The sequence below is a fragment of the Micromonospora sp. WMMD710 genome (assembly GCF_029626045.1).
Lineage (GTDB): Bacteria > Actinomycetota > Actinomycetes > Mycobacteriales > Micromonosporaceae > Micromonospora.
Window position 1 is genome coordinate 1 of record NZ_JARUBD010000001.1, and the last position, 22,538, is coordinate 22,538.

Below are 22,538 nucleotides of genomic sequence, written 5' to 3' on the forward strand. Positions count from 1 at the left end.
GCCGGTGATGGTGCGTCGCTCGACGTCGACCTGCGGCGGCTCAGTACCGCCGGCGAAGTCCCCGCCGGCGAACGTCATCGCAGGACCCTGGTCGTCGGCGGCGAACGTCACGCCCGCCGGCCGGGCCGCGTCGACCGATTCCTCTTCGCCCTCGGCCGCCGGCGCGGGCGGGGTGGGCTTCGCCTTCGGCTTCGGCGGCGCTCCGGACCAGCCAGCGGCGGCGCGGATCTCCGCCTCATCGATCACGTTCATGTCGTAGAGGCCCTTCCAGTAGGCGACCTGCCCGGCCGGGTCGGGCTTCAGGTAGTCCGACAGGTCGAAGCGCACGGTGTTCCCGCGCGGAGTCACGTCGCCCATGGACAGCCGCTGCGTGATCGCGGTCATGTACGGCGCGTACGTCTCATTGATCTTCGTCATGCGCCGGTCGGCCGCGTTGAAGTACGTGCGCGACGTGGTGCTGACGCCCAGGTCCTCGGGGTCCACACCGAGGCCGTTGGCGATCTCCAGCGTCACCTGCTGCTGAAGCTGCACCAGCTGCAGCTCCGCCGGCGACGGCGCGTTCGCGTCGACGCGCTTGACGTTGCCCGGGATCCAGCCGGTGGAGCCACGCTTGCGGCTCGCCTTCCAGTCGGCCAGGAACGCGTCGATCTCGTCGTCGTCCATCGGCTCGAACGACGGATCATCGCCGTCGGTGAACCAGTCCAAGGGCCTCGGGTTGTCGGCGTACGTCGACGCCAGCCGGTCCAGCAGCAACGCCCGCCGGATTGCCCGCGCGTTCGCCGACAGCAGGCCGGGGTTCGGGCTGTCGAACCGGATCACCTTGTCCACCGGCGTGCCCACCCCGGCCACCCACACGATCTTGATACCGCGTGCGTCCCGACCAGACGGAAACGGGTTCGGCTGGCCCTTCGGCGGATCCAGGCTCACCGTGGCCACGTCCAGGTGCCGGGCCGCGAGCGGGTACCCCTGGAAGTCCTGCGCGGTGATCAGCCACCACGAGATGCCGTCGAACGCCAGGTCCTCGATCGTCTGGCTGAGTGTCACGACGTTGGCGACGTCCGGGTCGATCTGATCCAGGAACGGTGAGCGGACGATGTCCAGTTTGCGGTATTGGCGCAGCGGTAGCGTCGCGATCGAGCAGAGCGAGTTGCGGCCCTTCTGCACGGCCGCCACCGACAGCGCCTCTTCCCGGGTGACCCGGCCCGTGCCGGCCGCGTTCAGCGCGGCGAACACCTGCTCGATCGGTCGCGGCGTCGAGTCGAACTCGACGTTGGCCGGCTCATCCAGGACCAGCGGCCGGGGCAGCGACAGCAGGTCGCGCAGCTGACTCGCCGCCGCCTTGATCCACCCCATGGCGAGCAGTGTACGGCGCGGAGCCGAAGAATCTACGGCCACAGCGCGTGGCGTCGAATAATCTACGGCGCGGCGCGAGTATGACGCGAAATCTTCCTGGTCTTGGGCAGAGTGCGGGCCAGCTGGGCAGCACCGGCGACCGCGTACACGGCGTCGACGTTGCCGCCGCCGGCGCGGGTGAACACCCAGGCGTCACCGCGCTTGGCCTTCTCCGCCTTGAGCACCTGAGCGTCGAGCATCTCCTGACCGGAGTGCGCCAGCGTCTTCGCCGCGATCTCCTTGCTCAGGCCCAGGCAGACCGCGGGCGTCTCGCCCCGAATCTCGGCGACCTTCACCCCGCGCGGCGGCCAGCTGTAGACGCCCTCCTTGCGGCGGTCGGCCACCTTGGACGCCACGGCGGCGGCCGGGCCCGCCGGGAACCACCCGAGCACCTTCGGCTTGACCGCGAGCACCCAGCCGGGCAGCTCCCGCTCCAACGCCATCGCCGCGCTCGGGCCGGTCCACTCGTGCACCGTCTCCACCCGCACCCGCTCGTCGTCGAGCACCGCCGCCACCGCAAGGGTCGCGTGCGTGCCGGCCGGGTTCAGGTCGATGCACGCCGCGAGGCGGCCCCGCTGCTCGGCCAGATCCCCGACGTCCAGGCACGCCTGCCAGGCGACCGGGTCGATCGCCGGATCCAACTTGTCGACCGACATGCACAGCGCCTCGGTCTTGAACCCGGCCAGCTCGGCGGGGTCCGCGTCCGGCTGCGACACCCGGGCCGCCGGGCCGGCCAGGACGGCCGGGTCCATCCGCCGGCCGAGCTGCGGGTTCGCCGCCGCCCACGCGGCCGGATCGGTCACGGCCGACCCGGGCGGCGCCGACCACTCCAGGATGCCCAGCGCCGGATCGTCGCCGGCGAGCGCCGAGCGGCGCAGCGCCGCCAGCACCACCGACCGGGCGTCGCCCTGGTTGGTGATGTAGACGATCTGCGCGTCCGCGACCGCGTTGGTCGCGAACGTCACCGCGTTGTACGCCTCCCAGGTGTGCTGCTCGCGCAGCTCGTCACCGATCGCCCGCCGGATCGTCTTACCGCGCCCGCCCTTGCGGTCGGCCGCGCCGATCTTGTACCGGCACCGGTCCGTGGTGGAGAGGACCTGCTGGCCGTTGCCGATGCGTACCGAGCTGACCCGGGCCGCGAGCGCCTCCGTCTGCTGGGCGGTCTCGACGGTGTGCTCCCACGACTCCTTGGCCTGCTCCAAGTTCGTCGACGTGCCGAACACCATGGCCTGCCGCTCGACGAACAGCCAGTAGAGCGCCAAGACTTTGCACAAATGAGTCTTGCCGTTCTGGCGTGCGACGAGCAGCAAGACCTGGCGGAAGCGCGGGCGCCCGTTCGGGAGCAGCTCGCCCAGGTGGATGACGGCCCATTGCTGCCACGGATCCAGCGGCTCACGCAGGATGAACGCGGCGAACCAGATGACCCGGAAGCCGTAGCTAGTCTCCGGCGTCAGCGGCCGTAACGGCCGGGTCCACAGCCGCGGCGTAATCGACCCCAGCGGTACCGGCTGCGGCGTCGGCTCGGAGCTCGTCGAGGGCGCGAGTGCCTGGGTCACCTGATTCCCCCTCTCCGCCACCACGAACGGCCGGCCGCGCGCCGGGGGACATGCCGAGTCGATCGAGCACGGCCTCCAGGCGGCGGCCCATGATGTCGATCTCCGTGATCACCCGCTTGTGGTGCGTGGCCGAGTCGGTGGCCTCGTCCTCGCCCAACCGGGTGAACAGGGCGTCCAGCTCACGGGCGTACACGCGGGCCAGCTCGGCGATCGCCGAGTCGCGCTTGAGTAGCGGCGTCGATTCCAGCGCCCTTTCAAGCGACGCGGCGATAGCCGATTCCGCTTTGTTGCTATTAGTCACGATTGCCCCGGAATGGCGAAAAAACGTGGGGCCGTGAAACTCGGGGGGAGAGAAAAAGGACAGGGCGGGCTGTCCACCGGGCCCCCCGATGGGGAAAACCGCAGGTCACGCGTCGACTCGACTGCGCTCGCGGTCGTGAGCGCAATGATAGGCCGCGCCATTCTGAATGCGAGGACCGACGCGCGGTCACAGTCGCCACTCATCATGGCGCGTCCTCGAAGCCGAGGTCCCGCAGTTCCTTGCATCGTTCGCATGAGTCGGGTGCGTACTCGTGCACGACCAGCTCGAACGTCTCGCGGTCCCAGTGCTGGACGATGCCCGGCTCTGGTCCGCCGGTCACCTCGCCTGTGCTCATGTTGATCACGTACAGCTCAGGCTTGGGCGCTGTGACCTCGATCAGCTGGTCGTCGATGGTGGGGCGGTGGTCCTCGGTGACGTGCTGCTCGGCCTGCTCGACGACTCTCGGCACGGTGTCGTTGTCGCCGACGAGAGGCAGCTCCCAGGCGTCGTGCTGGTGGCACCGGAGTACCGCCCCGCCGCCGTCGTCCCAGGACACGTAGACCATGGTCAGATCCATCTGGTGACCGCCTTGTTCGGTGGGTCGCTGCTCTTGGCTGGGTCCCCGATGTGGAGGTTGCACGGGGCGCACGCCGCCACGATGTGCCGCGGGTCGTCGCCCGTGACCGCTTTGCCGAGGGTGTGGTGGGCGTGGCCAGCGTCTGGTCCAGTCAGCGCGGCCACGCCCGTGCACAGGTGTTCGCCCTCCACCTGTGCACACCACCCGTCGGCGTGGGCCCGGCACCGTTCGAGATCCCGGGTGAGCACGTAGGCGCGGGTGCGGCGCCACCTCCTGGTGCTGCCGCCCTGCCAGCCCTCGCTCATGCCCACCTCCCCGCTGTCTCCGTACAACCGATCATGGCTGCGAAGGGTTCTCGGGCGGCGTGCGTGGGGGAGCGGGGCGGGAGCGTGGTGCTCTTCGTCCTCGCTTGCGGTTCGTCTGGGCTGGGCGGGGTGGAGCGCCCGACCCGTCCCGACCCGACCCGGGCTTTCCAGATCCTGGAGGCTTGGGTTCTGCCGGATCGGCCGATGATCGGCCGATGGGCTTCCCCCGCACCTGTTGATCTTGGGTCGGGTTGCGCGGTGTCGGGCCAGCGGCCCGGTCGCGCGAAGCGCGGTGTCCCTTGGCAGGGGTCGCGCTGGTGGTGGTGTGAGCGCGGTGTCCCGGTGGTGGGGTCGCGCTGACGGTGCGAGCGCGGTGCCCCTCGGTGGGGGTCGCGCTGGGTTGCGGGCGGCTGGCTGCGCGCTCGCGGCGGGTGGGCGTGGTCCGGCCGGGTGCCGGGTCGCCCTGGTCGTCGTGGTCCGGCCGGGTGCCGGGTCGACGCGGGTGCTGCTGGAGCGCGGGGTCCGGCTGGTCGTCGGGTCGCGCTTCGTCGATGCGGGGTCCACCGGGCAGGCCGGTGGGCCGCTTGCCGCTGGAGAGCGGCACGTCGTAGCCGTGCTTCGCGAGGTGCGTCACGGTGATCTGCCCGTAGTACGGCTTCGCGGGCGTGGGGAGCAGCTGCCACCGCTCCGGGTGGGAGTCCTTGCCGCGGCGGCCGTTGCACTGGTTGCAGGCGACCACCAGGTCGTCCGGGCCGGCCGCGCTGCGGCCCGGGTTGCGGTGGTCGTACGTGCCGGCCAGACCGCCCTTGCGGGCGTCCCAGTTGACGACTCGGCCGCAGTAGCGGCACGCATCGCCGTCGCGCAGCCGTACCGGGATGGTGAGGGCGGGGTTGCCGTTGTCGTTCTTGCGATTGCGTTCCCACTCCAGTTCGGCCTTGAGGCGGATGTGGAACAGGTGTTCGGAGTCGTCGGCGAGCAGGTAGCTACCGTCCGCGAGCGGGGTCCAGATGCCGGCGCGGGTCGCCCACTCGGCGAGGCGGCGCCACTGCGGGCCGCCGTAGAGCGCGACTGTCGCTGCGGGCACCACGTAGTCGGTGGTCTGGTCGGCGGAGTACGTCGCGCAGAGCCAAGCGATGCCGGCGACGGCTGGTAGCCGGAGGTCCCAGCCGTCCAGGTCGTCATCCGGCCCTTTCTCCCACGCCAACGGGGCTAGCACCGCCGGATGTTGGTTGCTGCTGTCGGACGACTTCAGCCAAGCCACGGGACACCCGGTCTAGCGATCTTGGTCAATGGATCTCCCGTTGTGCAGCGGCGCGGCCACCCGACGGGGATGGCCGCGCCGGAGGGTCGGAGCAGCAGAACAGGCAGGGACGTCCGTGCCTACGGGATCGGTGGATCCTCTGGTCGGTACGCCGCGAGCGCCGTGGCGTTGGTGATGAGCACTACGTTTTCCAGGCCCGGCAGCTTGGCGGAGAGCGCCCCCCTGATCTCGTCGGCTTCGGCCATCGTCAGGTCACCGGTTAAGGCCACAATCAAGGTGTCCCCGGGCCGAATGACCAGAGTTGCGGCGACGGCGCGGTGCTGCTCGGTGGTGTGGTCACAGGGTGGGCGACCGTAGGAAAGCAAATCATCCTCAGTCGGGATCGGAATGCGGATGCCGTTCGACTGGTCAGCCACGCTGGCCACCGCCGACCGAGGTCAGGTGCACGCCGGCACCGTCGCGCAGGTCCATACCCGGCAGCGGGTCCGGCCGCGTCGGCGGCGGGATCCGCTTGTCAGTCAGCCGCTTCGCATGGGCGAGCAGCCGGGCGGCTTCGTCCGGGTCGGTCTCCGGCTCGATGCGCAGGATCCGGATCGTGGGGGTGGGGACCAGGTCACCCTCCACCACGTCGTGTTTGATGCTCACGCAGTCGAGCACCACGATCGCGACGTGCTGGCCCTCCGGGTACTCCAGCAGCTGCTGGCGGATCTCGGACAGGCCGTTGACCTCGTACGGCGGCAGCGACTGCTTGATCTTCGTGGCCATCAGCGGGCCTCTGCCTGTCCGTTCGCGATGCGCTCCTGCTCCAGGGCCACGGTGAGCACCTGCTCGCCGAGGTCCGTGAGCTTGTACGGGCGGGCGGGCTTCCCGCCGGCGGCGTCGTCGTCGACCAGCTCCACCAGTCGTGCGGCCTTCAGCGGCCGAAGTCGCGCGGTGGCGCGGCGCTGGCCGAACGGGTACTCCGCGAGCTTCTCGAAGTCCGGCGAGTTGAACTGCGGGTCTGTGTGCACGCGGCCCTGCGCCACGGCGGTGAGCAGCTGCACCTGCTCCAGGTCCAGGGCGATCTCCATCAGTTGCTCCGATCGTGTGTTGTGCGGGCGGGCGGTCACGCCGCCGCCGTGGTGGTCGCGTCGCCGCCGACGACCCGCAGGTGCCGGCGGCGGACAGGTGGGGGCGGGGCGGGCAGCTCGGCGGGCGCCCGCACCACCGGATCCGGGGCGACGGGCGGGGGAGGCAGGTGCGCGTACCGCTCGACGAGGAGCAGCTCCATCAGCTTGTCCTTCGTCACGGCGCCGCCGACGAGTCGGGCGGTTCGGTGGCGGCCATGCGACGCAGGAGCAGCAGCATCCGGTCCGCGGTGCCCGGGTCGATCGCCGCGCGGGGGTGCAGGGTGTCCGGGTCGAGGTCGCCGCGCCAATGCGCGGCCCGGACGGCGAGGGCATTCGGGTTGCCGCCGTACCAGCCGCCGGGCGCCTTGATGCCGTACATGTCGCGGAGCAGGAAGACGCCGCGCTCGTGCCAGGTGACGAGCACCGGCCAGCCGAGCACCGCCCGCACCTGCTCGGCGACGTCGTCCGGCGCGACCGCGTCGGCGGGGACCGCCTTGACCCGCGCGCCGGCCAGCCGGATGGTCGCGTCGAGCAGCCGGCGGCCCGTGGCGTCCACGGCGTCGACGCGCAGCGCCACCGGGGTGAGGTTCTGACGGCCGGACAGCGCCGGCGGTCGCAGCACCTGCTCGATGCGCAGCACCACCGCAGGCTCGAACAGCGGGTCCAGGACGGTCCGCGCCCACTCGCCGACCTCGGCGCGGGAGCGGCGGGCCGACTCCACTGCCTTCTGCAACCGGGTGATCTGCGCGCACGCCACGCAGAGGCCAGCCGAGGCCGGCGGCCGGTCCGGGTACGCGCCGCACGCCTGACACTCGCGGGCGCCCGGGGCGCTGCGGTTGCGGGCCGCTTCCAGCTGCGCTGCGCTCGCTGGCGACGGCACCGACTCCGACAGCCGGTACAGCTTCACGCTGGTCTTGCGGTCGTTCCAGTCGCGGGTGTGCACGTACGCGCGGACCGGTCCACCCGGTGTGCGGGGGAAGTCGAGACCTGTCAGCTGCGTCTTGCTGAACAGGCCGGCCGGCACCTGCCGCCATCCCTCGTAGGCGGGCAGCTCACTCGGCAGAGGATCACGCATCGGTCGTCTCCGTCCACTCGCCGTCGATGGCGTTGCCGGCGCGCATGCCGGCCTGGACGCCGGCGGCGTACTGGCTGGACAGGCGGGCCGGCAACAGACGCAGCGCGCACAGCATGTCGATCGCCTGGTTGACGTCGGCGGCGTACAGCTCGGTGGCTGCCTCGCAGTAGCCGCCGGCCCTGAGGAAGCGGACGTGCATCTGCCCGTCGCTCCACCAGGTGACGTCGGCGGCGTCCACGGGCTGCGGGCTGGTCAGGCACGGCGCGGTCGGCGCGTACGGCACCTCATAGCTCCGCGCGTCGGTGCGGTTGCCACCGCAGGCGCTGAGGTGAGCGAGCGCAGCGCGGACCAGGCCGATCTGCGTCAACGCCAGCTTCGGCCGGTCGCTGGGAGTGGGGGTTACCCCCGCCCCGCCGGCCGCCGAGGAAGTGGCGGCCGGCGGGGCGGGAGCTGGAGCGGCGTGGTCGACGTCGGGCACCACCGGCGTACCGGGTCTCAGGGCCTCGGGTCCGACGTCCGCTCCATCCGCCGGGCGGGACGTGAGGTGCCCGGTGGCCGTTTCGGTGGTGGGGGTGCCTGCCGGGGCGGAGTCGCGACGCTCCGCCCCGGCTTCCCGTGAGGCCCGGGGGTCGTGGGCCTCGCCGGCCGGCCCGGTCGGGACCGGTTCACCCGCCGCGAAACGGGTGACGATCAGTGGGTCGCAGTCTTGGCAGCGGACGACCTCGTAACGCTTCTCGGCCTGGCTGAGCAGCATGGTCAAGCCGTTGCGGGTCGACCGGCCGCACACGGTGAAGTCGGCGGAACGCAGCTTGTGAACCGGAATGCCCTTGCGGGCTGCGGCGACCCACACCGACGTGTCCTTGCCCTTGGCCGGACGAGCCGGGGCGGTAGGAGGGCGGTTGGCGGGGCGCTCGCGGCCGTCGAGAGACCGGACGGTGTCCGGGAGGTCGTCTGTCTCAGTTGCGACAGTCGTGATGGCCCGGGCGGCGGTGTCCTTGCTGATGCCCAGCGTGCTGCCGATCGCCCTGGTCGACATGCCGACCCTTCGCAGGGTCTCCACCGCCTCGTCGCGGTGGACCTTCGGCACCCGTAGGCGCAGCTCGCCGAACTCACCGTCCAGGTACGCCTGCCAGTCCGCGTAGCCGAGGACCTGCCAGTCCTGGCGCTCCCACGCCAGGGCGAACTCGGCCACCGTTTCTAGGTAGTCGCGAAGGCCTTGGCGGATCCGCTCGGCGCGGGCCCGGGCGACCTCTTCCGTGGACCGTTCGGTCAGCTCTTCGAGGGTCACCGCGCTGCCCTCCGGGCCGCCCGGGCGGTGCGGCGGCGGGCGCCGCCCTGGGTCCAGGCGTAGCCGAGCTGCTTGCGGCCGTCGGCGGCGAGGACGCCCCAATGCCAGCGGGGTTGCCACCACGGTCTGGCTTCGATCAACCGGGGAACGAAGTCGTAGATGCGGGCCGGCGGCAGGGACTCCAGCAGCAGTGTCACGGTGGTCTGCGACGACGTCGGCAGCGGGCGACGTCCGTCCAGCGGATGCCGGACGTTCGCCGGCTCGGCACGGTCCGCGACGACCGGAACAGCAGGCCGAACCGCAGCGGGCAGACGGCCGAGGCGTTCGGCCTGGCCCGGCCGGTACTGCGGGTACGTGGCGTACCCGGGCCGACGGGCGGCGGCAACGCGCAGTTCGGCGTCGTTCAGTCCACGACCACTCACCGGTACTCCTCTCGATCGTGTTCGCCGAGCACCGCGGCGTCGAGCGCTGCGGCGGCCTCGATGCGCCACGCCGGTTGCGGCTTCGGTGCGGGCACGGTTTGGGGCGGGGGTGCGGTGTGGCCGGCGTCGCCGGCGGCGCCCACGCGCTGGCAGGAGCGGCAGACGCGGCGGCCTCGGTGGTCCGGGCCGATCCCCGGGTCCGGATCCCACGTGTCGCAGTAGCGCGGTGCCGTCACCGGTCGCCGCCCTCGGTCTCGTCGACCACCTGGTCGACGTCGGCGAGCAGATCCGGTCCGGTCTGGGCGGGCCCGCCGCCCGCCCGGCCGAGGCCGGGCAGGACGGCGGGTTCCGGTCTGGTGTTCGCGTCGCACACCGGGCCGCGACCACGAGCTCGGCTCTCCGGCGTACGCAGCTTCCGCCCGCACAGGTCGCAGTTCTTATCCATCGCTGAGCCCGGTCCGGACCGGCCAGCGGTCGATCACGTCGGTCGGGTGCACCGCGGTGATCGGGTGCCGGACCAGCTGGTGGGGGAGCGCGGCGGTCGCCTCGGCCGCGCCGATCAGGATCGCCCGGAGGCGGCCACGGACGTCTGGGGGCACCCAGCAGCCGGACAGGTCGACCGGGTCACCGGTGCCGTATGCGTCGACGATGCGGTGCACGTACACCGGCGTCACCTGGACGTCGGCCTGGTTGCGGTAGAAGGCGGCCAGGTGCAGCCCGTCGGGCCGCCACTGGTCCCAGATGTCCGCCGCCTGCCGCATCAGCTTGGGGACGTCGGCGGGGTTCGCGCAGTGCAGCGCGACGTCGCGCAGCTCCCGGTACGCGGCGCCGGCGCGTTCACCGTCGTCGAGCTGCCGGGCACGGGCACCGAGTCCGGTGACCAGGGCACCGAGGATCCCGCCGGCGATGAGCGCGCCGATCACCAGACTGGTCACGGCGTAGATGTCGAGCTTCATCGGGGGACCTCCGGGGTCTCGAAGCCGGTGGGGAGCAGTCGGGCGAGCGCCCGGGTGGCCCGGTACTGGAGCGCCTTGACCGCGCCCTCGTTCTTGCCCATCTCGGCCGCCACCTCGGCGACGGACAGGCCCTGCAGAAAGCGCAGGACGATGCACTTGCGCTGCTCCGGGTTGAGCTGCTGCACTGCGGTGAGCAGCGTCAGGTTCGTGATGTGGTCGACGACCAGCTGGTCGGGGCGGCCCTCCGGCGTGCGGTCGACGCGATCCGCGCCGTACTCGGCGACGTCGGTCGGGCGCTCCAGGCGGTACCGGCCCGACTTGAAGTGGTCGACGGACAGGTTCCGGGCGATCGTCACGAACCAGGCGCCCGGGTCACGGCCCAGCCAGGTCACGCGGTCGATGCTGCGCAGAGCGCGCACGAACGTGTCTGCTGCCAGGTCCTCGGTCAGGTGGTGATCGCCGACACGCCTGCGGATCACCTTGCAGACCATCGGGTGGTACAGCCGGTACAGCTCGGCGAAGGCCTCTCGGTCGCCGGTCTTCGCCGCGTCGATCAGCTGCCACCGCTCGCGGCCGTCGTCGTCGGTCTGCTCGATCGCCGGCGGGCCGGCCTGCCCCGGCACCCGCGCCAGCACGGTCACCGCGGCGGTCACCGGACACCCGCCGGGGACACGTCGAGCACGGTCAACAGGACCAGGTCGCCCTCGTCGGTGTCCGGCCACGGATCCGCCGGCGGCGGCAGTACGCCCCACGCCCCGGACACCGGCGGGAGCACGGCCGACGTACGCAGGGCACGCCGGCGAGCGGCGCGCTCTTCCCGTCGCCGCTGCGCCACCCGCACGTCGTGCCTGCGGCACAGCCACGCGACCAGCGCGACCAGCAGCACGGTGACGAGCAGCCCGCCGACCTCCGGAGCGGCGTCCCGGATGCCCTGGGCGATCCCGGCGATCACGCGCCACCGTCCCGGGTCTCGGTGTCGCGAGCCGCGTCGTGCTTGATCAGAGCGACCGTGATCGCCGACTGGAGGGACTGCACGAGCAGGTTCGCGGCCTCCAGATCCTTGACGGACATCTCCGCGACCGCAGCGATGAGCAGGTCCTCGCTGCTGCACGGCAGCGCCCAGTCGTGATCGATCTGCACGGCGGCGGCGAGCATGGCCCGGCCCTCGGGCGACACGCAGCGCCGACGCTCTTCCATCCGCTCCAGCGCCTGCTGGACCGTCAGCTTGACGGTCATGCCGAGGCCGCTTCCCGCTGCTGGGCCGGGCGGATGCAGGCGGCGACGGTGATGGGGAAGCCGCGCCAGGTCGCGTGCACGGTGTAGATCAGCCACCGGTCGCCGGCCAGGTCGACCGTTTCCTCGGTCTTCGCGTCGGCGGCCACGCCGAGCACGACGGCCCACTCCGCCGCGTCGGTCGGGGTGTCCAGCTCCACGTTGATCGCCTCGTCGGCGGTGAAGCGGACGATGCGGGGTGCGGGCAGGGCCGGGTCGTCTACCGCGAAGCAGAGCCGGGAGATCTCGCGGAGCATGTTCGCCCGAGCGATCCGGATCCGCGCCGGCTGGTTGGCGGGCGCCGCCGCGACCGGCACGTGCGCCGCCGATACCTGGGCGACCGGCTTGGCCTCGGCGCGGACCTGAGCGCGGCGGCGGTCGGCAAGCGACACCGGCTCAGCGTCGGTGAAGTCCACGCCGGAGCCGCACGGGCGGTTGCGGACGTCCTGGGTCAGACCGAAGGGCGTGAAGCCGGCCGCGGTGATGATGCTCGCCGCCGGGCCGGAGTGCTCGGCGCACAGGTTGACCGTGCCGACCAGGTCGCCGAGCACCCTGGCGTCGAGGTCGGGGGCGACCGGCCGGCGGATCTCGTAGCGGGTCGTCGACCGGTTGGCGCAGTGCGGCAGCTCCGGCAGACGCACCGGCGTTACCGCGGCGAGCGCGTCCTGCGCTGGAGTCGGTACGTTGGTCATCTCGACCGTCCTTCCTGACTGGGTTGGTTGCGGGTAGAGATCTGGGGTCACGGCGTGTGGAGCGCCGTGACCCCTTCTTGCTGGATCCGGTCCATCTCCTCGTGCAGCCGCTGCCGCTCGTACTCGCGCCGCTCTTCGGCGGTCGCCGGACGCAGCCACATCCGCAGCGGCTCCGCCGACGGCGGAGCCGGCGCGGTGACCGTGGCGACGACCAGGACCAGACCGGCCGCGATCAGCGCGATCGCCTGCGCGGCCAGCGCCACGGCGCGACCCGGCCTCGGCTGCGGCTGCGGCCGGGGCTGTGGACGCGGGCTGACCGGCGCACTGGGGCGAGGGCCTGGTGCCGGAGCCGGCGTCCACGGAGACGGGCGCGGGCTCATGCGACCGGGCTGAGCGACGGGGACAGGAACTGGGCGGCCGGTACGCCCAGCAGACGCCCGATCTCTTCGAGCTCGGACACGTTGAACGGGACGACGCCGCGGATCCGGCGGGAGACGGCCTGCTGGGAGATCCCGAGGCGCACCGCCACGGTGGTCTGCCGGATGCACTGCCGGTCCATCTCTTCGAGGACCCGACGGCCAACGTCGGTGGCGGTTCCATCGCTAGGCGACGCACTTGTTCGCATGGCGGTATTTCTACTCGCTCAGCGACTTAGCGTCAAGTCGCTGAGCGAGTTATTCACGCACGTGGATGAAGGATCATGGCGCCTAGGCTTGCTGTTACTCGCTCAGCGCGTCAGAATCACGCCATGAGTGACAACGCTGCGGGGACCGCGACCCCGATGCGCGAGCTCGTCGCCGAAGAGATTCGCGTGCTGCTGGCCCGGCAACGCATCTCCGCCAGCAAGCTCGCGCGCACGCTCGGAATGACGCAGTCGTACCTGGCGAGGCGCATGTCGGGGGATACCGCCTTCGACGTCGACGACCTCGCGCGCATCGCAAACGTGCTCGGCGTCACCGTCGTCGACCTGCTGCCCTCAGCTAAGGTGCGTCCTAACAATCGTTAAGGCGTACAGCTCGGCACCCCCCTCGGAGGCAGGCATGGCTTCGGTGATCGTCAGCGGCGCGCGCACCCCGATGGGGCGGCTGCTGGGCAACCTCAAGGACCTCCCGGCCACCAAGCTCGGCGGGATCGCGATCTCGGCGGCGCTGGAGCGTGCCGGGGTCAGCCCCGACCAGGTCCAGTACGTGATCATGGGGCAGGTGTTGCAGGCCGGCGCCGGCCAGATCCCGGCCCGCCAGGCGGCCGTCGAGGCGGGCGTGCCGATGTCCGTGCCGGCGCTGACGATCAACAAGGTCTGCCTCTCCGGCCTGGACGCGATCGCCCTGGCCGACCAGCTGATCCGGGCCGGCGAGTTCGACATCGTGGTGGCCGGCGGCATGGAGTCGATGACCAACGCCCCGCACCTGCTGTTGGGCCAGCGCTCCGGCTACAAGTACGGCGACGTGGTGGTCAAGGACCACATGGCGCACGACGGGCTCAGCGACGCCTGGGACTGCTGCTCGATGGGCGAGTCGACCGAGCGTCTCGGCACGAAGCACGGCATCTCCCGCGAGGAGCAGGACGCGTTCGCCGCGGCCAGCCACCAGCGGGCCGCCGCCGCGCAGAAGAACGGCCACTTCGCCGAGGAGATCACCCCCGTGGTGATCCCGCAGCGCAAGGGTGACCCGCTGGTGATCAGCGACGACGAGGGCATCCGCCCGGACACGACCGCCGAGTCGCTGGCCAAGCTGCGGCCCGCGTTCACCAAGGACGGCACCATCACCGCCGGCAGCTCCTCGCCGATCTCCGACGGCGCGGCGGCCGTGGTCGTGATGAGCAAGGCCAAGGCCAACGAGCTGGGCCTGACCTGGCTGGCCGAGGTCGGCGCGCACGGCAACGTCGCCGGCCCGGACAACTCCCTGCACTCGCAGCCGTCCAACGCGATCAACCACGCCCTGAAGAAGGGTGGCCTGAGCGTCGAGGACCTGGACCTCATCGAGATCAACGAGGCGTTCGCGCAGGTCGGCATCCAGTCCACCCGTGACCTCGGCGTCAGCCCGGACCGGGTCAACGTCAACGGCGGCGCGATCGCGCTGGGGCACCCGATCGGCATGTCCGGCGCGCGTCTCGTCCTCACTCTCGCCCTGGAGCTGAAGCGGCGCGGCGGCGGCACCGGTGCCGCGGCGCTCTGTGGCGGCGGTGGCCAGGGCGACGCGCTGATCATCCACGTGCCGGGTAAGGCTGAGACCGACAAGTGAGCGCAGAGGTGACCACGTCGGTGCGCCGCAGCCGGGACGTACCGATGCTGGTCGAGCGGGCCCGCGCGGGTGACCCCCGCGCGGTGGCCCGGCTGATCACGCTGGTGGAGAACGGCGACGCGCTGCTGCCGGAGATCGCCGCCGCGCTCGCGCCGTACGCCGGGCAGGCCCAGGTCGTCGGGCTGACCGGCTCCCCCGGGGTGGGCAAGTCGACCACCACCAACGAGCTGGTCCGCGCGCTGCGGGCGCGCGGGCACCGGGTGGGGGTGCTGGCGGTCGACCCGTCCAGCCCGTTCACCGGCGGCGCGATCCTCGGCGACCGGGTGCGGATGCAGGACCACGCGACCGATCCGGGCGTCTACATCCGGTCCATGTCCAGCCGGGGGCACCTCGGCGGGCTGTCCGCGGCGACGCCCCAGGCGGTCCGCGTGCTGGAGGGCGCCGGTTGCGACGTGGTGCTGGTGGAGACCGTCGGCGTCGGGCAGGCCGAGGTGGAGGTCGCCTCGCTGGCCGACACCACGCTGGTGCTGCTCGCACCCGGGATGGGCGACGCGATCCAGGCGGTCAAGGCCGGCATCCTGGAGATCGCCGACGTGTTCGTGGTCAACAAGGCCGACCGGGACGGCGTCGACGCCACCGTCCGCGACATCCAGGGCATGATCGCCCTCGGTGAGCGCGGGCCGGGGCAGTGGCGACCGCAGGTGGTCCGCTCGGTCGCCGCGCGGGGTGAGGGCATCGACGACATCGCCGCCGCGATCGACAAGCACCGTGGCTGGCTGGTCGAGCACGGCGAGCTGCGCCGCCGCCAGGAGGCGCGGGCCGCCGCCGAGGTCGAGGCCATCGCGCTCGGCACCCTCCGCGCCCGGATCGGCTCCCTGCGCGACGGTACGGAGCTGAGCACGCTCGCCGCCAGGGTGGCCGAGGGTGCCCTCGACCCGTACGCGGCGGCGGATACGCTGCTCGCCCAGCTCGCCCGCTGACCGTCTACCGGGGACACCTCGGCGGCACCTCGTCCTTGTAGGCTCGCACCGCCCCACGGCGGTGGGGTCGGCACGAGGAGCAGGGGAGCGGGCATGGATCACGAGGCGACGCAGGAGCTGAGCAGGGCATCGGTGCCGGCCGGCGGTACGACGCACGTCTCCGACGAGGTGATCGAGAAGATCGCCGTGGCGGCGGCCCGCGCGGTGCCCGGCGTGGCCGAGCTGGGCGGGGACGTGGCCCGGTTCTTCAACTCCGTGCTCGACCGGGTCGGGCTGGACCAGGTGGGCGACGCCCGGCGGGGCTGCTCGGCCCACGTGACCGGGGACGCCGCCGTGGTCAACCTGGTGCTGGTGATCGAGGCCGGTCAGCCGGTGCCGGAGATCACCGGCGAGGTGCGTGCCCGGGTCACCGAGGCCGTCGAGGCGTACGGGCTGCGGGTCGACGAGGTCAACATCCGGGTCGACGACGTGGCGATGGGTGGCCCCACCGCTCCCACCGTCTGACCTGGTTACCCGCCGGTACGGCGTGACTTAGCGATCGTTCAGGCGAGGGCTCTACACTCGACGTGCAGTCGAGGACCGAGGAGGATCCCTGCGCATGGACGCCGACGAGATCGACGCCGGACGGGCACGCTGGCAGGCCCGGTACGACGCCGCGCGCAAGCGTGACGCCGACTTCACCACGCTCTCCGGGATGCCGGTGGATCCGGTCTACGGGCCGCCGGAGGGCAGCGCGTACCCGGGCTTCGAGCGGATCGGCTGGCCGGGCGAGTACCCGTACACCCGGGGTCTGTACCCGACCGGCTACCGCGGGCGGACCTGGACGATCCGGCAGTTCGCCGGCTTCGGCAATGCCCAGCAGACCAACGAGCGCTACAAGATGATCCTCGGTGCCGGCGGTGGCGGCCTCTCGGTCGCGTTCGACATGCCGACGCTGATGGGCCGCGACTCGGACGACCCGCAGGCCCTCGGCGAGGTCGGGCACTGCGGCGTCGCGATCGACACCGCCACCGACATGCAGGCGCTCTTCGACGGCATCGACCTGGCCGGCGTCACCACCTCGATGACCATCTCCGGGCCGGCGGTGCCGGTGTTCTGCATGTACCTGGTGGCCGCCGAGCGGCAGGGCGCCGACCTGTCCAAGCTGGACGGCACCCTGCAGACCGACATCTTCAAGGAGTACATCGCGCAGAAGGAGTGGCTGTTCGACCCCGAGCCGCACCTGCGCCTGATCGGCGACCTGATGGAGTACTGCGCCGCCGAGATCCCGCGCTACAAGCCGCTGTCGGTCTCCGGCTACCACATCCGCGAGGCCGGCTCCACCGCCGCGCAGGAGCTGGCGTACACCCTGGCCGACGGATTCGGGTACGTGGAGCTGGGCCTCTCGCGCGGGCTGGACGTGAACGTCTTCGCGCCGGGACTGAGCTTCTTCTTCGACTCGCACGTCGACTTCTTCGAGGAGATCGCCAAGTTCCGCGCCGCCCGCCGGATCTGGGCCCGCTGGCTGCGCGACGTCTACGGCGCGACCAGTGAGAAGGCGCTGTGGCTGCGGTTCCACACGCAGACCGCCGGGGTGTCGCTGACCGCCCAGCAGCCGGTCAACAACGTCGTACGGACGGCCGTCGAGGCCCTCGCCGCGGTGCTGGGCGGCACGAACTCGCTGCACACCAACGCGCTGGACGAGACCCTGGCGCTGCCCACCGACGAGTCCGCCGAGATCGCCCTGCGAACGCAGCAGGTGCTGATGGAGGAGACCGGCGTGGTCAACGTGGCGGATCCGCTCGGCGGCTCCTGGTACGTCGAGGCGCTGACCGACAAGATCGAGGCCGAGGCGGAGGAGATCTTCGCCCGGATCCGGCAGCTCGGCGGCGAGGGGCCGCACCAGATCGGCCCGATGACCTCCGGCATCCTGCGCGGCATCGAGGACGGCTGGTTCACCGGGCACATCGCCGAGTCGGCCTTCGTCTACCAGCAGGCCCTGGAGAAGGGCGACAAGAAGATCGTCGGCGTCAACTGCCACACCGGCACGGTCGCCAAGGAGCTGGAGATCCTGCGCATCTCGCACGAGGTGGAGCTGGAGCAGCGCCGGGTGCTCGCCGAGCGCAAGGGTGCACGGGACGAGGGCGCGGTCCGCGCCGCGGTCACCCGGATGGTCCAGGCCAGTAGGACGGACGAGAACATGATCCCCGCCATGCTCGACGCCGTCCGCGCCGAGGCGACCCTCGGCGAGATCTGCGACGCCCTCCGCGCCGAGTGGGGCACCTACCGAGAGCCCGCCCGCTTCTAACCCCCACCTCCCACCCCACCCCCGTCGATCTTGCGGATTCTGTTGCCGGTACGCCGTTTTTGCGACGAAATGTCGGGACGGGAAGTGCAAGATCGCGGGGGTGGGGGGCGGGGGTGAGAGTTGCAACGTCGGGGTTGTGGGTGAGCTGAGAATCCTCGCCCGCGTGCGAGACTAGGTAACCATGAGCGACCCACGGATCACCTCGTCGATCTTCACCCGCGGCGCGGTCGACCTCAGCACGCTGCGCGGCCCCGCACCTGCCAGTTCCCGCCCCGGCACACCCCCGCAGGGCGGTCCGTCCACCGGCGCACCCGGCGGGCCCACCGCCGGCGGCAACGCCGCCATCGTCGACGTCACCGAGGCGACCATCCAGTCCGAGGTGCTCGAACGCTCGATGGCCATGCCCGTCGTCGTCTTCTTCGGCGCGGCCGGCTTCCCGGAGAGCGACGAGTTCGCCCCGGTGCTGGAGCGACTGGCCGCCGAGAGTGACGGCGCCTGGGTGCTCGCCCGCGTCGACGTGCAGCAGAGCCCGCGGATCGCCCAGATGTTCCGGGTCCAGGGCATCCCCATGGTCTACGCGGTGGTCGGCGGCCAGCCGATCGACGCCTTCTCCGGCGTGGTCGGAGAGGCGCAGCTGCGCCAGTGGCTGCAGGCCGTGCTCAAGGCCGGCGGCGTGACCGTCGCCGAACCGGAGGACCCGCGCCTCGACGAGGCGGACGACGCGCTGATGAGTGGTGACCTGGACGCCGCCGAGCGGGCGTACCGCAAGATCCTCGCCGACTCCCCGGCGGACGCCGCGGCCGAGGCCGGCCTCGCCCAGGTCGGTGTGGCCCGCCGGGTGGCCGGCGCCGACCCGGCCACCGCGCTGGCCGCCGCCGAGAGCGCCCCCGACGACGTGGCCGCCCAGCTGCTCGCCGCCGACATCGAGGTGCTCAGCGGCCTCGCCGAGCAGGCGTACGCCCGGCTGGTCGGTCTGGTCCGGCGCACCGCCGGTGAGGACCGGGAGGCGGTCCGCCAGCACCTGGTGTCGCTGTTCACCATCGCCGGTCCGGACGATCCGGCGGTCGCCTCGGCGCGTCGCGCCCTGGCCAGCGCCCTGTTCTGAGTTCGTAGCACGCCAGCGCGGGCCGGCGTTCCGGCCGGCCCGCCCGACCACCGAGGACGGGAGCTCACGATGCGCCGGATCGCCGTCCTCGACGCGCCGACAAATCTCGGTCTGCGGCCGCCGACGCCCACGTCGGTCCCGGGCTGCGCGAAGGCACCCGGAGCGCTGCGCGACCACGACCTGCTGGCCCGGCTGCGCGCCCGCGACGCCGGCTGCCTCACCCCACCCCGGTACGACCCGGGCGACTGGCGGCCCGGCGACGGGGTGTGCCACGCCCGGGAGATCGCCGACTACTCCCTCGCCCTCGCCGAACGGATCGGCTCGATCATCGACCGGGGTGAGTTCCCGGTGGTGCTGGGCGGCGACTGCTCGGTGCTGCTCGGCTCCGCGCTGGCCATGCACCGGCTCGGCGAGGCGGTCGGCGGGCGCATCGGTCTGGTCTTCGTGGACGGGCACTCCGACTTCCGGCACCCCGGCAACGCCTCCTACGTGGGCGCGGCCGCCGGCGAGGATCTGGCCCTGGTCACCGGGCGCGGGCAGGCCGACCTGGCCGCACTGGAGGGGCGCCGTCCCTACTTCCGTGACATCGACGTGGTGGTGCTCGGCATCCGGGCGCAGGACGAGTACCGGCTCGACCTCCAGGCGGCGGGGATCACCACCCGGCCGGTGCCGGCGCTGCGCGCCGAGGGTGCCGCCCGGACGGCCCAGTGGGCACACGAGCAGCTCGCCGACTGCGCGGGCTACTGGGTGCACATCGACGTGGACGTGCTCGACCCGGCGGTGATGCCCGCCGTGGACGCCCCCGACCCGGGTGGGATCGCCTTCGCCGAGCTGGAGATCCTGCTCGCCGGCCTGGTCGACACCCCGCACTGCCTCGGCGTCGAGCTGACCGTCTTCGACCCCGACTACGACCCGGACGGCTCGTACGCCGCCGAGATCGTCAACACCGTGGTCGCGGGCTTGGCCCCGGTCACCGCCCCGGAGGCCGTACCGCCCCGGCTGCTGTCGCCCCGTCCGGCGCCCGCCCCCCGCCGCGGCCCCAGCCGACCCACGCTCGTCCCCGGGTCACCGCGTCCCGGGGTGGACGACGAGGAGCAGCACGAGGTGCCCGAGCCCACCGGTGTGCACCCGGTCGAGCGCAACGGCGCCGAGGTGGCGGGTCGGCTGAGCCGCGGCGTGCCCGTCCCGGCCCAACCGGAACCGCTCAGCCTCCTCGGGCCGGCCGCCGCCGAGCCGGCCGTCCTGAGGCCGGCCGGCGTCTCGGGTATGGCTCCTGCCGAGCCGGTGGGGGCGGAACCAGAACCGGTCGGCCCGCCCGCATCGGCCGGCCCGGGCCTGCTCCGCCGACCGGCCTCCACCAATCCGAACCCCACCGACCACCCCAGAACCGAACCAGCCTGACGCCCCACCCCGCCCGGGTGATCAAGAAGTTTGCGTCACATCCGCGCCGGATTCTGACGCAAACCTCTTGATCACGGCGCGGGGAGGGGCGGGGCAGGGAGGGGCGGGGCGGAGAGGGCGGGGCAGGGAGGGGTGGGGCAGGGAGGCTCGTCAGGGGTTGGGGAGGGCGCGGAGGAAGCGCTCGGCGATCGGGACGGCCGAGGTGCTGCTGGCGCCGCCCTTCTCCACGAACACGGCGAACGCGACGTCGCCCCGCCAGCCGACGAACCAGGCGTGCGTGTGGGCCGGGTCGTTGTCGTACTCGGCGGTGCCGGTCTTGCCGTACACCTCGCCGCCCGGCACGTCCTTGAGGGCGGTGCCGGTGCCGGCGGTCACCACCTCGCGCATCATGGTGCGCAGCGCCGAGACGGACTCCGGCTTGAGTTGCTCGCCGGCCGCGGCCGGCGTGGCCGGCGCGGGGTCGACCAGCAGCTTCGGCTGCTCGAACCGGCCCCGGGCGACGGCCGCCGTGGCACCGGCCATGGCCACCGGACTGACCAGTGTGGTGCCCTGACCGAACGAGGCCGCGGCCTGCTCGGCCGGGCTGCCGCCCGTCGACACCTTGCCGGTGAAGGCGTCGGTGCCGAGATCCCACTGACCCTCCAGGCCCAGCGACCGGCCGGCGGCGGCCAGCCCGTCGCCGCCCAGCTTCGGCGCCAAGGTGGCGAACGCGGTGTTGCAGGACTTGGCGAAGTCGGTGCGGAACGGCACCGAGCCGAGCTCGAAGTTGTCCGAGTTCTTGAAGGACCGGCCGTCGACGGTGGCCGTCTTCTTGCAGTCCACCGGCCCGTCGAGGGTGACCGCGCCCCGGTCCAGCAGGCCGAGCGCGCTGACCATCTTGAACGTCGAACCCGGAGGGACCTGGGCGGTGAACGCCAGGTTCTCGCCGGCCGGGCCGGGGCCGTTCGCGGCGGCGAGGACAGCGCCGTCGCTGATCCTTACCGCCACCAGCGAGGACCGACGGGTCTCGGCGCGCAGCGCCTCGTCGGCGGCGTTCTGGGCGGCCACGTCCAGGGTGGTCTTCAGCGCCTGCCCCGGCTGGGGCTCCCGGCGGAACAGTTCGGTGCCGGTGGCCTCCAACGTGCCGCCCTCGGCGGGACGCTCGACGACCACGGTCAACCCGGGGGTGCCGCGCAGACGCTCGTCGTAGCGGCCCTGCAGTCCGCCGTGGCCGACCAGGTCACCGACCGCGTACCGGTCGGGGTGCGCGGCCAAATCGTCGGCCTGCGCCTGATCGACCGAACCGAGCAGCGCGCGGGCGAACTCCCGGGTCGGAGCCAGGTCGAGCTTGGCGGAGATGAACGTGGTGCCGGGCAGGTCGTCGATCCGTGGCTTGATCTGGCGGTACGCCTCCTCGCGCAGCGTCACCACCTCGACGAAGGCACCCGGCTCGGCCTTGGCCACCCGTTCGGGCAGGTCCGCCAGGTCGACCGCCGGGACCAGCGCCGGACGGATCGCCTTGAAGGCCGCGTCGAGGTCCTTGACCAGCTTCTTGATGTCGGCGACCCCGTCGGGCTGCACCCCCACCCGGATCACCGGGCGAGGGGCGACGATCGGCTGCCCGGCGGCGTCCAGCACCCCGGCGCGGGGAGCGGCGTCGCGGCGCAACCCCAGCCGGTCACCCCTGGTGAGCTGCTCGTGCAGGACCCGGGGCTCCCAGATCACCTGCCACTGGTCGTCGTCGCCCTGGGCGAGCCGCACCTCGCGGTCGTACGCCCAGCGGGTCTGACCGGGCAGGGTCCACTCCACCTGGACCGTCGCGGTCGCGATGTCCTTGGTGACCTTCGGTTCGCCGCGGCGGGTCAGCTTGGGCGGGCTGCCCGCCAGCTCGCCGGAGAGTTCCTTGATCTCGCGGCTCACCTCGGCGGCCGCCAGCTTGCCGCCCGTCGGGCCCACCAGCCCGACCGCCTGGAGGTCACCGCTGCGCCAGCCGGCCAGGAAGGCGTCGACGCTGTGCTCCGGGCCGTCGTCGCCCGAGCAGGCGGCCAGGACGCCAGCGGTGAGGAGCGCCGCCGTGACGGCGGCCACCCGCCGCCGGGCGGGGTTCGGTCGGTGGGGCCGGGGGTACGACAGGAGCATGACGCGAGGTCCTTCCGATCTCGGGCTGCCCTGCACGGTAGTACGAGAACCCTGTCCCCAACGTCCCCTCATGTGGCCGGACGTGCGGAAAGAGGGTGGGCGCCGGTGTGATGAACATCGCGCGGCGGGGTATCCCGCATCCGGCCAACCTCGGACCCGCAACGGGTGAAAGGACAAAGTCCCGATCCGGACGTCCGGCCA

Annotated in this window: 28 protein-coding genes and 2 pseudogenes; 7 read left to right on the top strand and 23 right to left on the bottom strand. The window is 72.3% G+C overall.

The genetic code is table 11. The annotated features are described in order from the left end of the window. The 22 genes and pseudogenes from O7620_RS00005 to O7620_RS00110 form a co-directional block, all read right to left on the bottom strand. Window positions 1-1,353: phage portal protein (locus O7620_RS00005; RefSeq protein ID WP_278121032.1), on the bottom strand; the 1,353-nt coding region annotated here is incomplete at its 3' end. Between the two features lie 62 nt (window positions 1,354-1,415). Beyond that, entirely contained in the window at window positions 1,416-2,948 is a 1,533-nt protein-coding gene (locus O7620_RS00010) for a terminase (RefSeq protein WP_278121034.1), read from the bottom strand. Beyond that, the gene (locus tag O7620_RS00015) at window positions 2,830-3,249 is read right to left on the bottom strand and encodes a hypothetical protein (protein ID WP_278121035.1); all 420 of its coding nucleotides are present in this window, start codon (window positions 3,247-3,249) and stop codon (window positions 2,830-2,832) included. The genes O7620_RS00010 and O7620_RS00015 overlap by 119 nt, the downstream gene beginning before the upstream one ends. A gap of 202 nt (window positions 3,250-3,451) precedes the next feature. Then, entirely contained in the window at window positions 3,452-3,826 is a 375-nt protein-coding gene (locus O7620_RS00020) for a hypothetical protein (protein WP_278121037.1), read from the bottom strand. Continuing rightward, the gene (locus O7620_RS00025) at window positions 3,817-4,131 is read right to left on the bottom strand and encodes a hypothetical protein (RefSeq protein ID WP_278121039.1); all 315 of its coding nucleotides are present in this window, start codon (window positions 4,129-4,131) and stop codon (window positions 3,817-3,819) included. The genes O7620_RS00020 and O7620_RS00025 overlap by 10 nt, the downstream gene beginning before the upstream one ends. A gap of 31 nt (window positions 4,132-4,162) precedes the next feature. Then, window positions 4,163-5,392 carry a hypothetical protein gene (locus O7620_RS00030; protein ID WP_278121042.1) on the bottom strand — a complete coding sequence of 410 codons (1,230 nt, stop codon included), beginning with the start codon at window positions 5,390-5,392 and terminating at the stop codon, window positions 4,163-4,165. A gap of 119 nt (window positions 5,393-5,511) precedes the next feature. Next, complete coding sequence (locus O7620_RS00035; RefSeq protein ID WP_278121044.1) at window positions 5,512-5,808, bottom strand: hypothetical protein; 297 nt, start codon at window positions 5,806-5,808, stop codon at window positions 5,512-5,514. Then, a complete protein-coding gene (locus O7620_RS00040) occupies window positions 5,801-6,157 on the bottom strand; it encodes a hypothetical protein (RefSeq protein WP_278121047.1) in 357 nt (118 codons plus the stop codon). Before O7620_RS00040 ends, O7620_RS00035 begins: the two co-directional genes overlap by 8 nt. After that, window positions 6,157-6,462 (bottom strand): hypothetical protein, encoded by a 306-nt coding sequence (locus O7620_RS00045; protein ID WP_278121049.1) that lies wholly within the window; start codon window positions 6,460-6,462, stop codon window positions 6,157-6,159. Before O7620_RS00045 ends, O7620_RS00040 begins: the two co-directional genes overlap by 1 nt. 35 nt (window positions 6,463-6,497) lie before the next feature. Further along, a complete protein-coding gene (locus tag O7620_RS00050) occupies window positions 6,498-6,680 on the bottom strand; it encodes a hypothetical protein (RefSeq protein ID WP_030488180.1) in 183 nt (60 codons plus the stop codon). Then, window positions 6,677-7,576, bottom strand: a complete 900-nt coding sequence (locus O7620_RS00055; RefSeq protein ID WP_278121052.1) for a hypothetical protein — start codon at window positions 7,574-7,576, stop codon at window positions 6,677-6,679. Before O7620_RS00055 ends, O7620_RS00050 begins: the two co-directional genes overlap by 4 nt. Continuing rightward, window positions 7,569-8,864: a hypothetical protein gene (locus O7620_RS00060; protein WP_278121054.1), complete on the bottom strand. Its 1,296-nt coding sequence runs from the start codon at window positions 8,862-8,864 to the stop codon at window positions 7,569-7,571. The genes O7620_RS00055 and O7620_RS00060 overlap by 8 nt, the downstream gene beginning before the upstream one ends. Beyond that, window positions 8,861-9,286, bottom strand: a complete 426-nt coding sequence (locus tag O7620_RS00065) for a hypothetical protein (protein WP_278121056.1) — start codon at window positions 9,284-9,286, stop codon at window positions 8,861-8,863. Before O7620_RS00065 ends, O7620_RS00060 begins: the two co-directional genes overlap by 4 nt. Further along, window positions 9,283-9,522 (bottom strand): hypothetical protein, encoded by a 240-nt coding sequence (locus tag O7620_RS00070; RefSeq protein WP_278121058.1) that lies wholly within the window; start codon window positions 9,520-9,522, stop codon window positions 9,283-9,285. Before O7620_RS00070 ends, O7620_RS00065 begins: the two co-directional genes overlap by 4 nt. Then, on the bottom strand, window positions 9,519-9,731 hold the full coding sequence (locus O7620_RS00075; protein ID WP_278121060.1) for a DUF6011 domain-containing protein: 213 nt from the start codon (window positions 9,729-9,731) through the stop codon (window positions 9,519-9,521). Before O7620_RS00075 ends, O7620_RS00070 begins: the two co-directional genes overlap by 4 nt. After that, the gene (locus tag O7620_RS00080) at window positions 9,724-10,242 is read right to left on the bottom strand and encodes a hypothetical protein (protein WP_278121061.1); all 519 of its coding nucleotides are present in this window, start codon (window positions 10,240-10,242) and stop codon (window positions 9,724-9,726) included. The genes O7620_RS00075 and O7620_RS00080 overlap by 8 nt, the downstream gene beginning before the upstream one ends. Continuing rightward, window positions 10,239-10,811, bottom strand: a pseudogene (locus O7620_RS00085) (sigma-70 family RNA polymerase sigma factor); the annotation flags it as partial. The pseudogene O7620_RS00085 and the gene O7620_RS00080, both read right to left, overlap by 4 nt. 80 nt (window positions 10,812-10,891) lie before the next feature. Next, window positions 10,892-11,194 carry a hypothetical protein gene (locus O7620_RS00090; protein ID WP_278121062.1) on the bottom strand — a complete coding sequence of 101 codons (303 nt, stop codon included), beginning with the start codon at window positions 11,192-11,194 and terminating at the stop codon, window positions 10,892-10,894. Then, window positions 11,191-11,478 (bottom strand): hypothetical protein, encoded by a 288-nt coding sequence (locus tag O7620_RS00095; protein WP_278121064.1) that lies wholly within the window; start codon window positions 11,476-11,478, stop codon window positions 11,191-11,193. The genes O7620_RS00090 and O7620_RS00095 overlap by 4 nt, the downstream gene beginning before the upstream one ends. Then, a complete protein-coding gene (locus tag O7620_RS00100; RefSeq protein WP_278121066.1) occupies window positions 11,475-12,206 on the bottom strand; it encodes a hypothetical protein in 732 nt (243 codons plus the stop codon). The genes O7620_RS00095 and O7620_RS00100 overlap by 4 nt, the downstream gene beginning before the upstream one ends. Before the next feature lie 47 nt (window positions 12,207-12,253). Continuing rightward, entirely contained in the window at window positions 12,254-12,469 is a 216-nt protein-coding gene (locus O7620_RS00105; protein WP_278121068.1) for a hypothetical protein, read from the bottom strand. A 113-nt stretch (window positions 12,470-12,582) separates the two neighbouring features. Then, complete coding sequence (locus tag O7620_RS00110) at window positions 12,583-12,831, bottom strand: helix-turn-helix domain-containing protein (protein ID WP_278121069.1); 249 nt, start codon at window positions 12,829-12,831, stop codon at window positions 12,583-12,585. A gap of 123 nt (window positions 12,832-12,954) precedes the next feature. Between O7620_RS00110 and O7620_RS00115 the strand changes: the two genes are divergently transcribed. The 7 genes and pseudogenes from O7620_RS00115 to O7620_RS00145 all read left to right on the top strand — a co-directional run. Further along, window positions 12,955-13,212 carry a helix-turn-helix transcriptional regulator gene (locus tag O7620_RS00115; RefSeq protein ID WP_278121071.1) on the top strand — a complete coding sequence of 86 codons (258 nt, stop codon included), beginning with the start codon at window positions 12,955-12,957 and terminating at the stop codon, window positions 13,210-13,212. A 34-nt stretch (window positions 13,213-13,246) separates the two neighbouring features. Then, window positions 13,247-14,446, top strand: coding sequence for an acetyl-CoA C-acetyltransferase (locus tag O7620_RS00120; RefSeq protein WP_278121073.1), 1,200 nt, complete (start codon window positions 13,247-13,249; stop codon window positions 14,444-14,446). 44 nt (window positions 14,447-14,490) lie between these two features. Next, window positions 14,491-15,426, top strand: coding sequence for a methylmalonyl Co-A mutase-associated GTPase MeaB (gene meaB / locus O7620_RS00125; RefSeq protein ID WP_278126775.1), 936 nt, complete (start codon window positions 14,491-14,493; stop codon window positions 15,424-15,426). Window positions 15,427-15,519: 93 nt separating this feature from the next. Then, on the top strand, window positions 15,520-15,930 hold the full coding sequence (locus tag O7620_RS00130; protein WP_278121075.1) for an Asp23/Gls24 family envelope stress response protein: 411 nt from the start codon (window positions 15,520-15,522) through the stop codon (window positions 15,928-15,930). Between the two features lie 94 nt (window positions 15,931-16,024). Then, a complete protein-coding gene (locus O7620_RS00135) occupies window positions 16,025-17,713 on the top strand; it encodes a methylmalonyl-CoA mutase family protein (protein WP_151490927.1) in 1,689 nt (562 codons plus the stop codon). 181 nt (window positions 17,714-17,894) lie between these two features. After that, complete coding sequence (locus tag O7620_RS00140) at window positions 17,895-18,818, top strand: tetratricopeptide repeat protein (protein WP_278121078.1); 924 nt, start codon at window positions 17,895-17,897, stop codon at window positions 18,816-18,818. A gap of 69 nt (window positions 18,819-18,887) precedes the next feature. Beyond that, window positions 18,888-19,853 (top strand): annotated as a pseudogene (locus O7620_RS00145) (arginase family protein); the annotation flags it as partial. Window positions 19,854-20,369: 516 nt separating this feature from the next. Here the strand turns inward: O7620_RS00145 and O7620_RS00150 are convergent. Further along, the gene (locus O7620_RS00150) at window positions 20,370-22,337 is read right to left on the bottom strand and encodes a penicillin-binding transpeptidase domain-containing protein (RefSeq protein ID WP_278121079.1); all 1,968 of its coding nucleotides are present in this window, start codon (window positions 22,335-22,337) and stop codon (window positions 20,370-20,372) included. Between the last annotated feature and the right edge of the window lie 201 nt (window positions 22,338-22,538).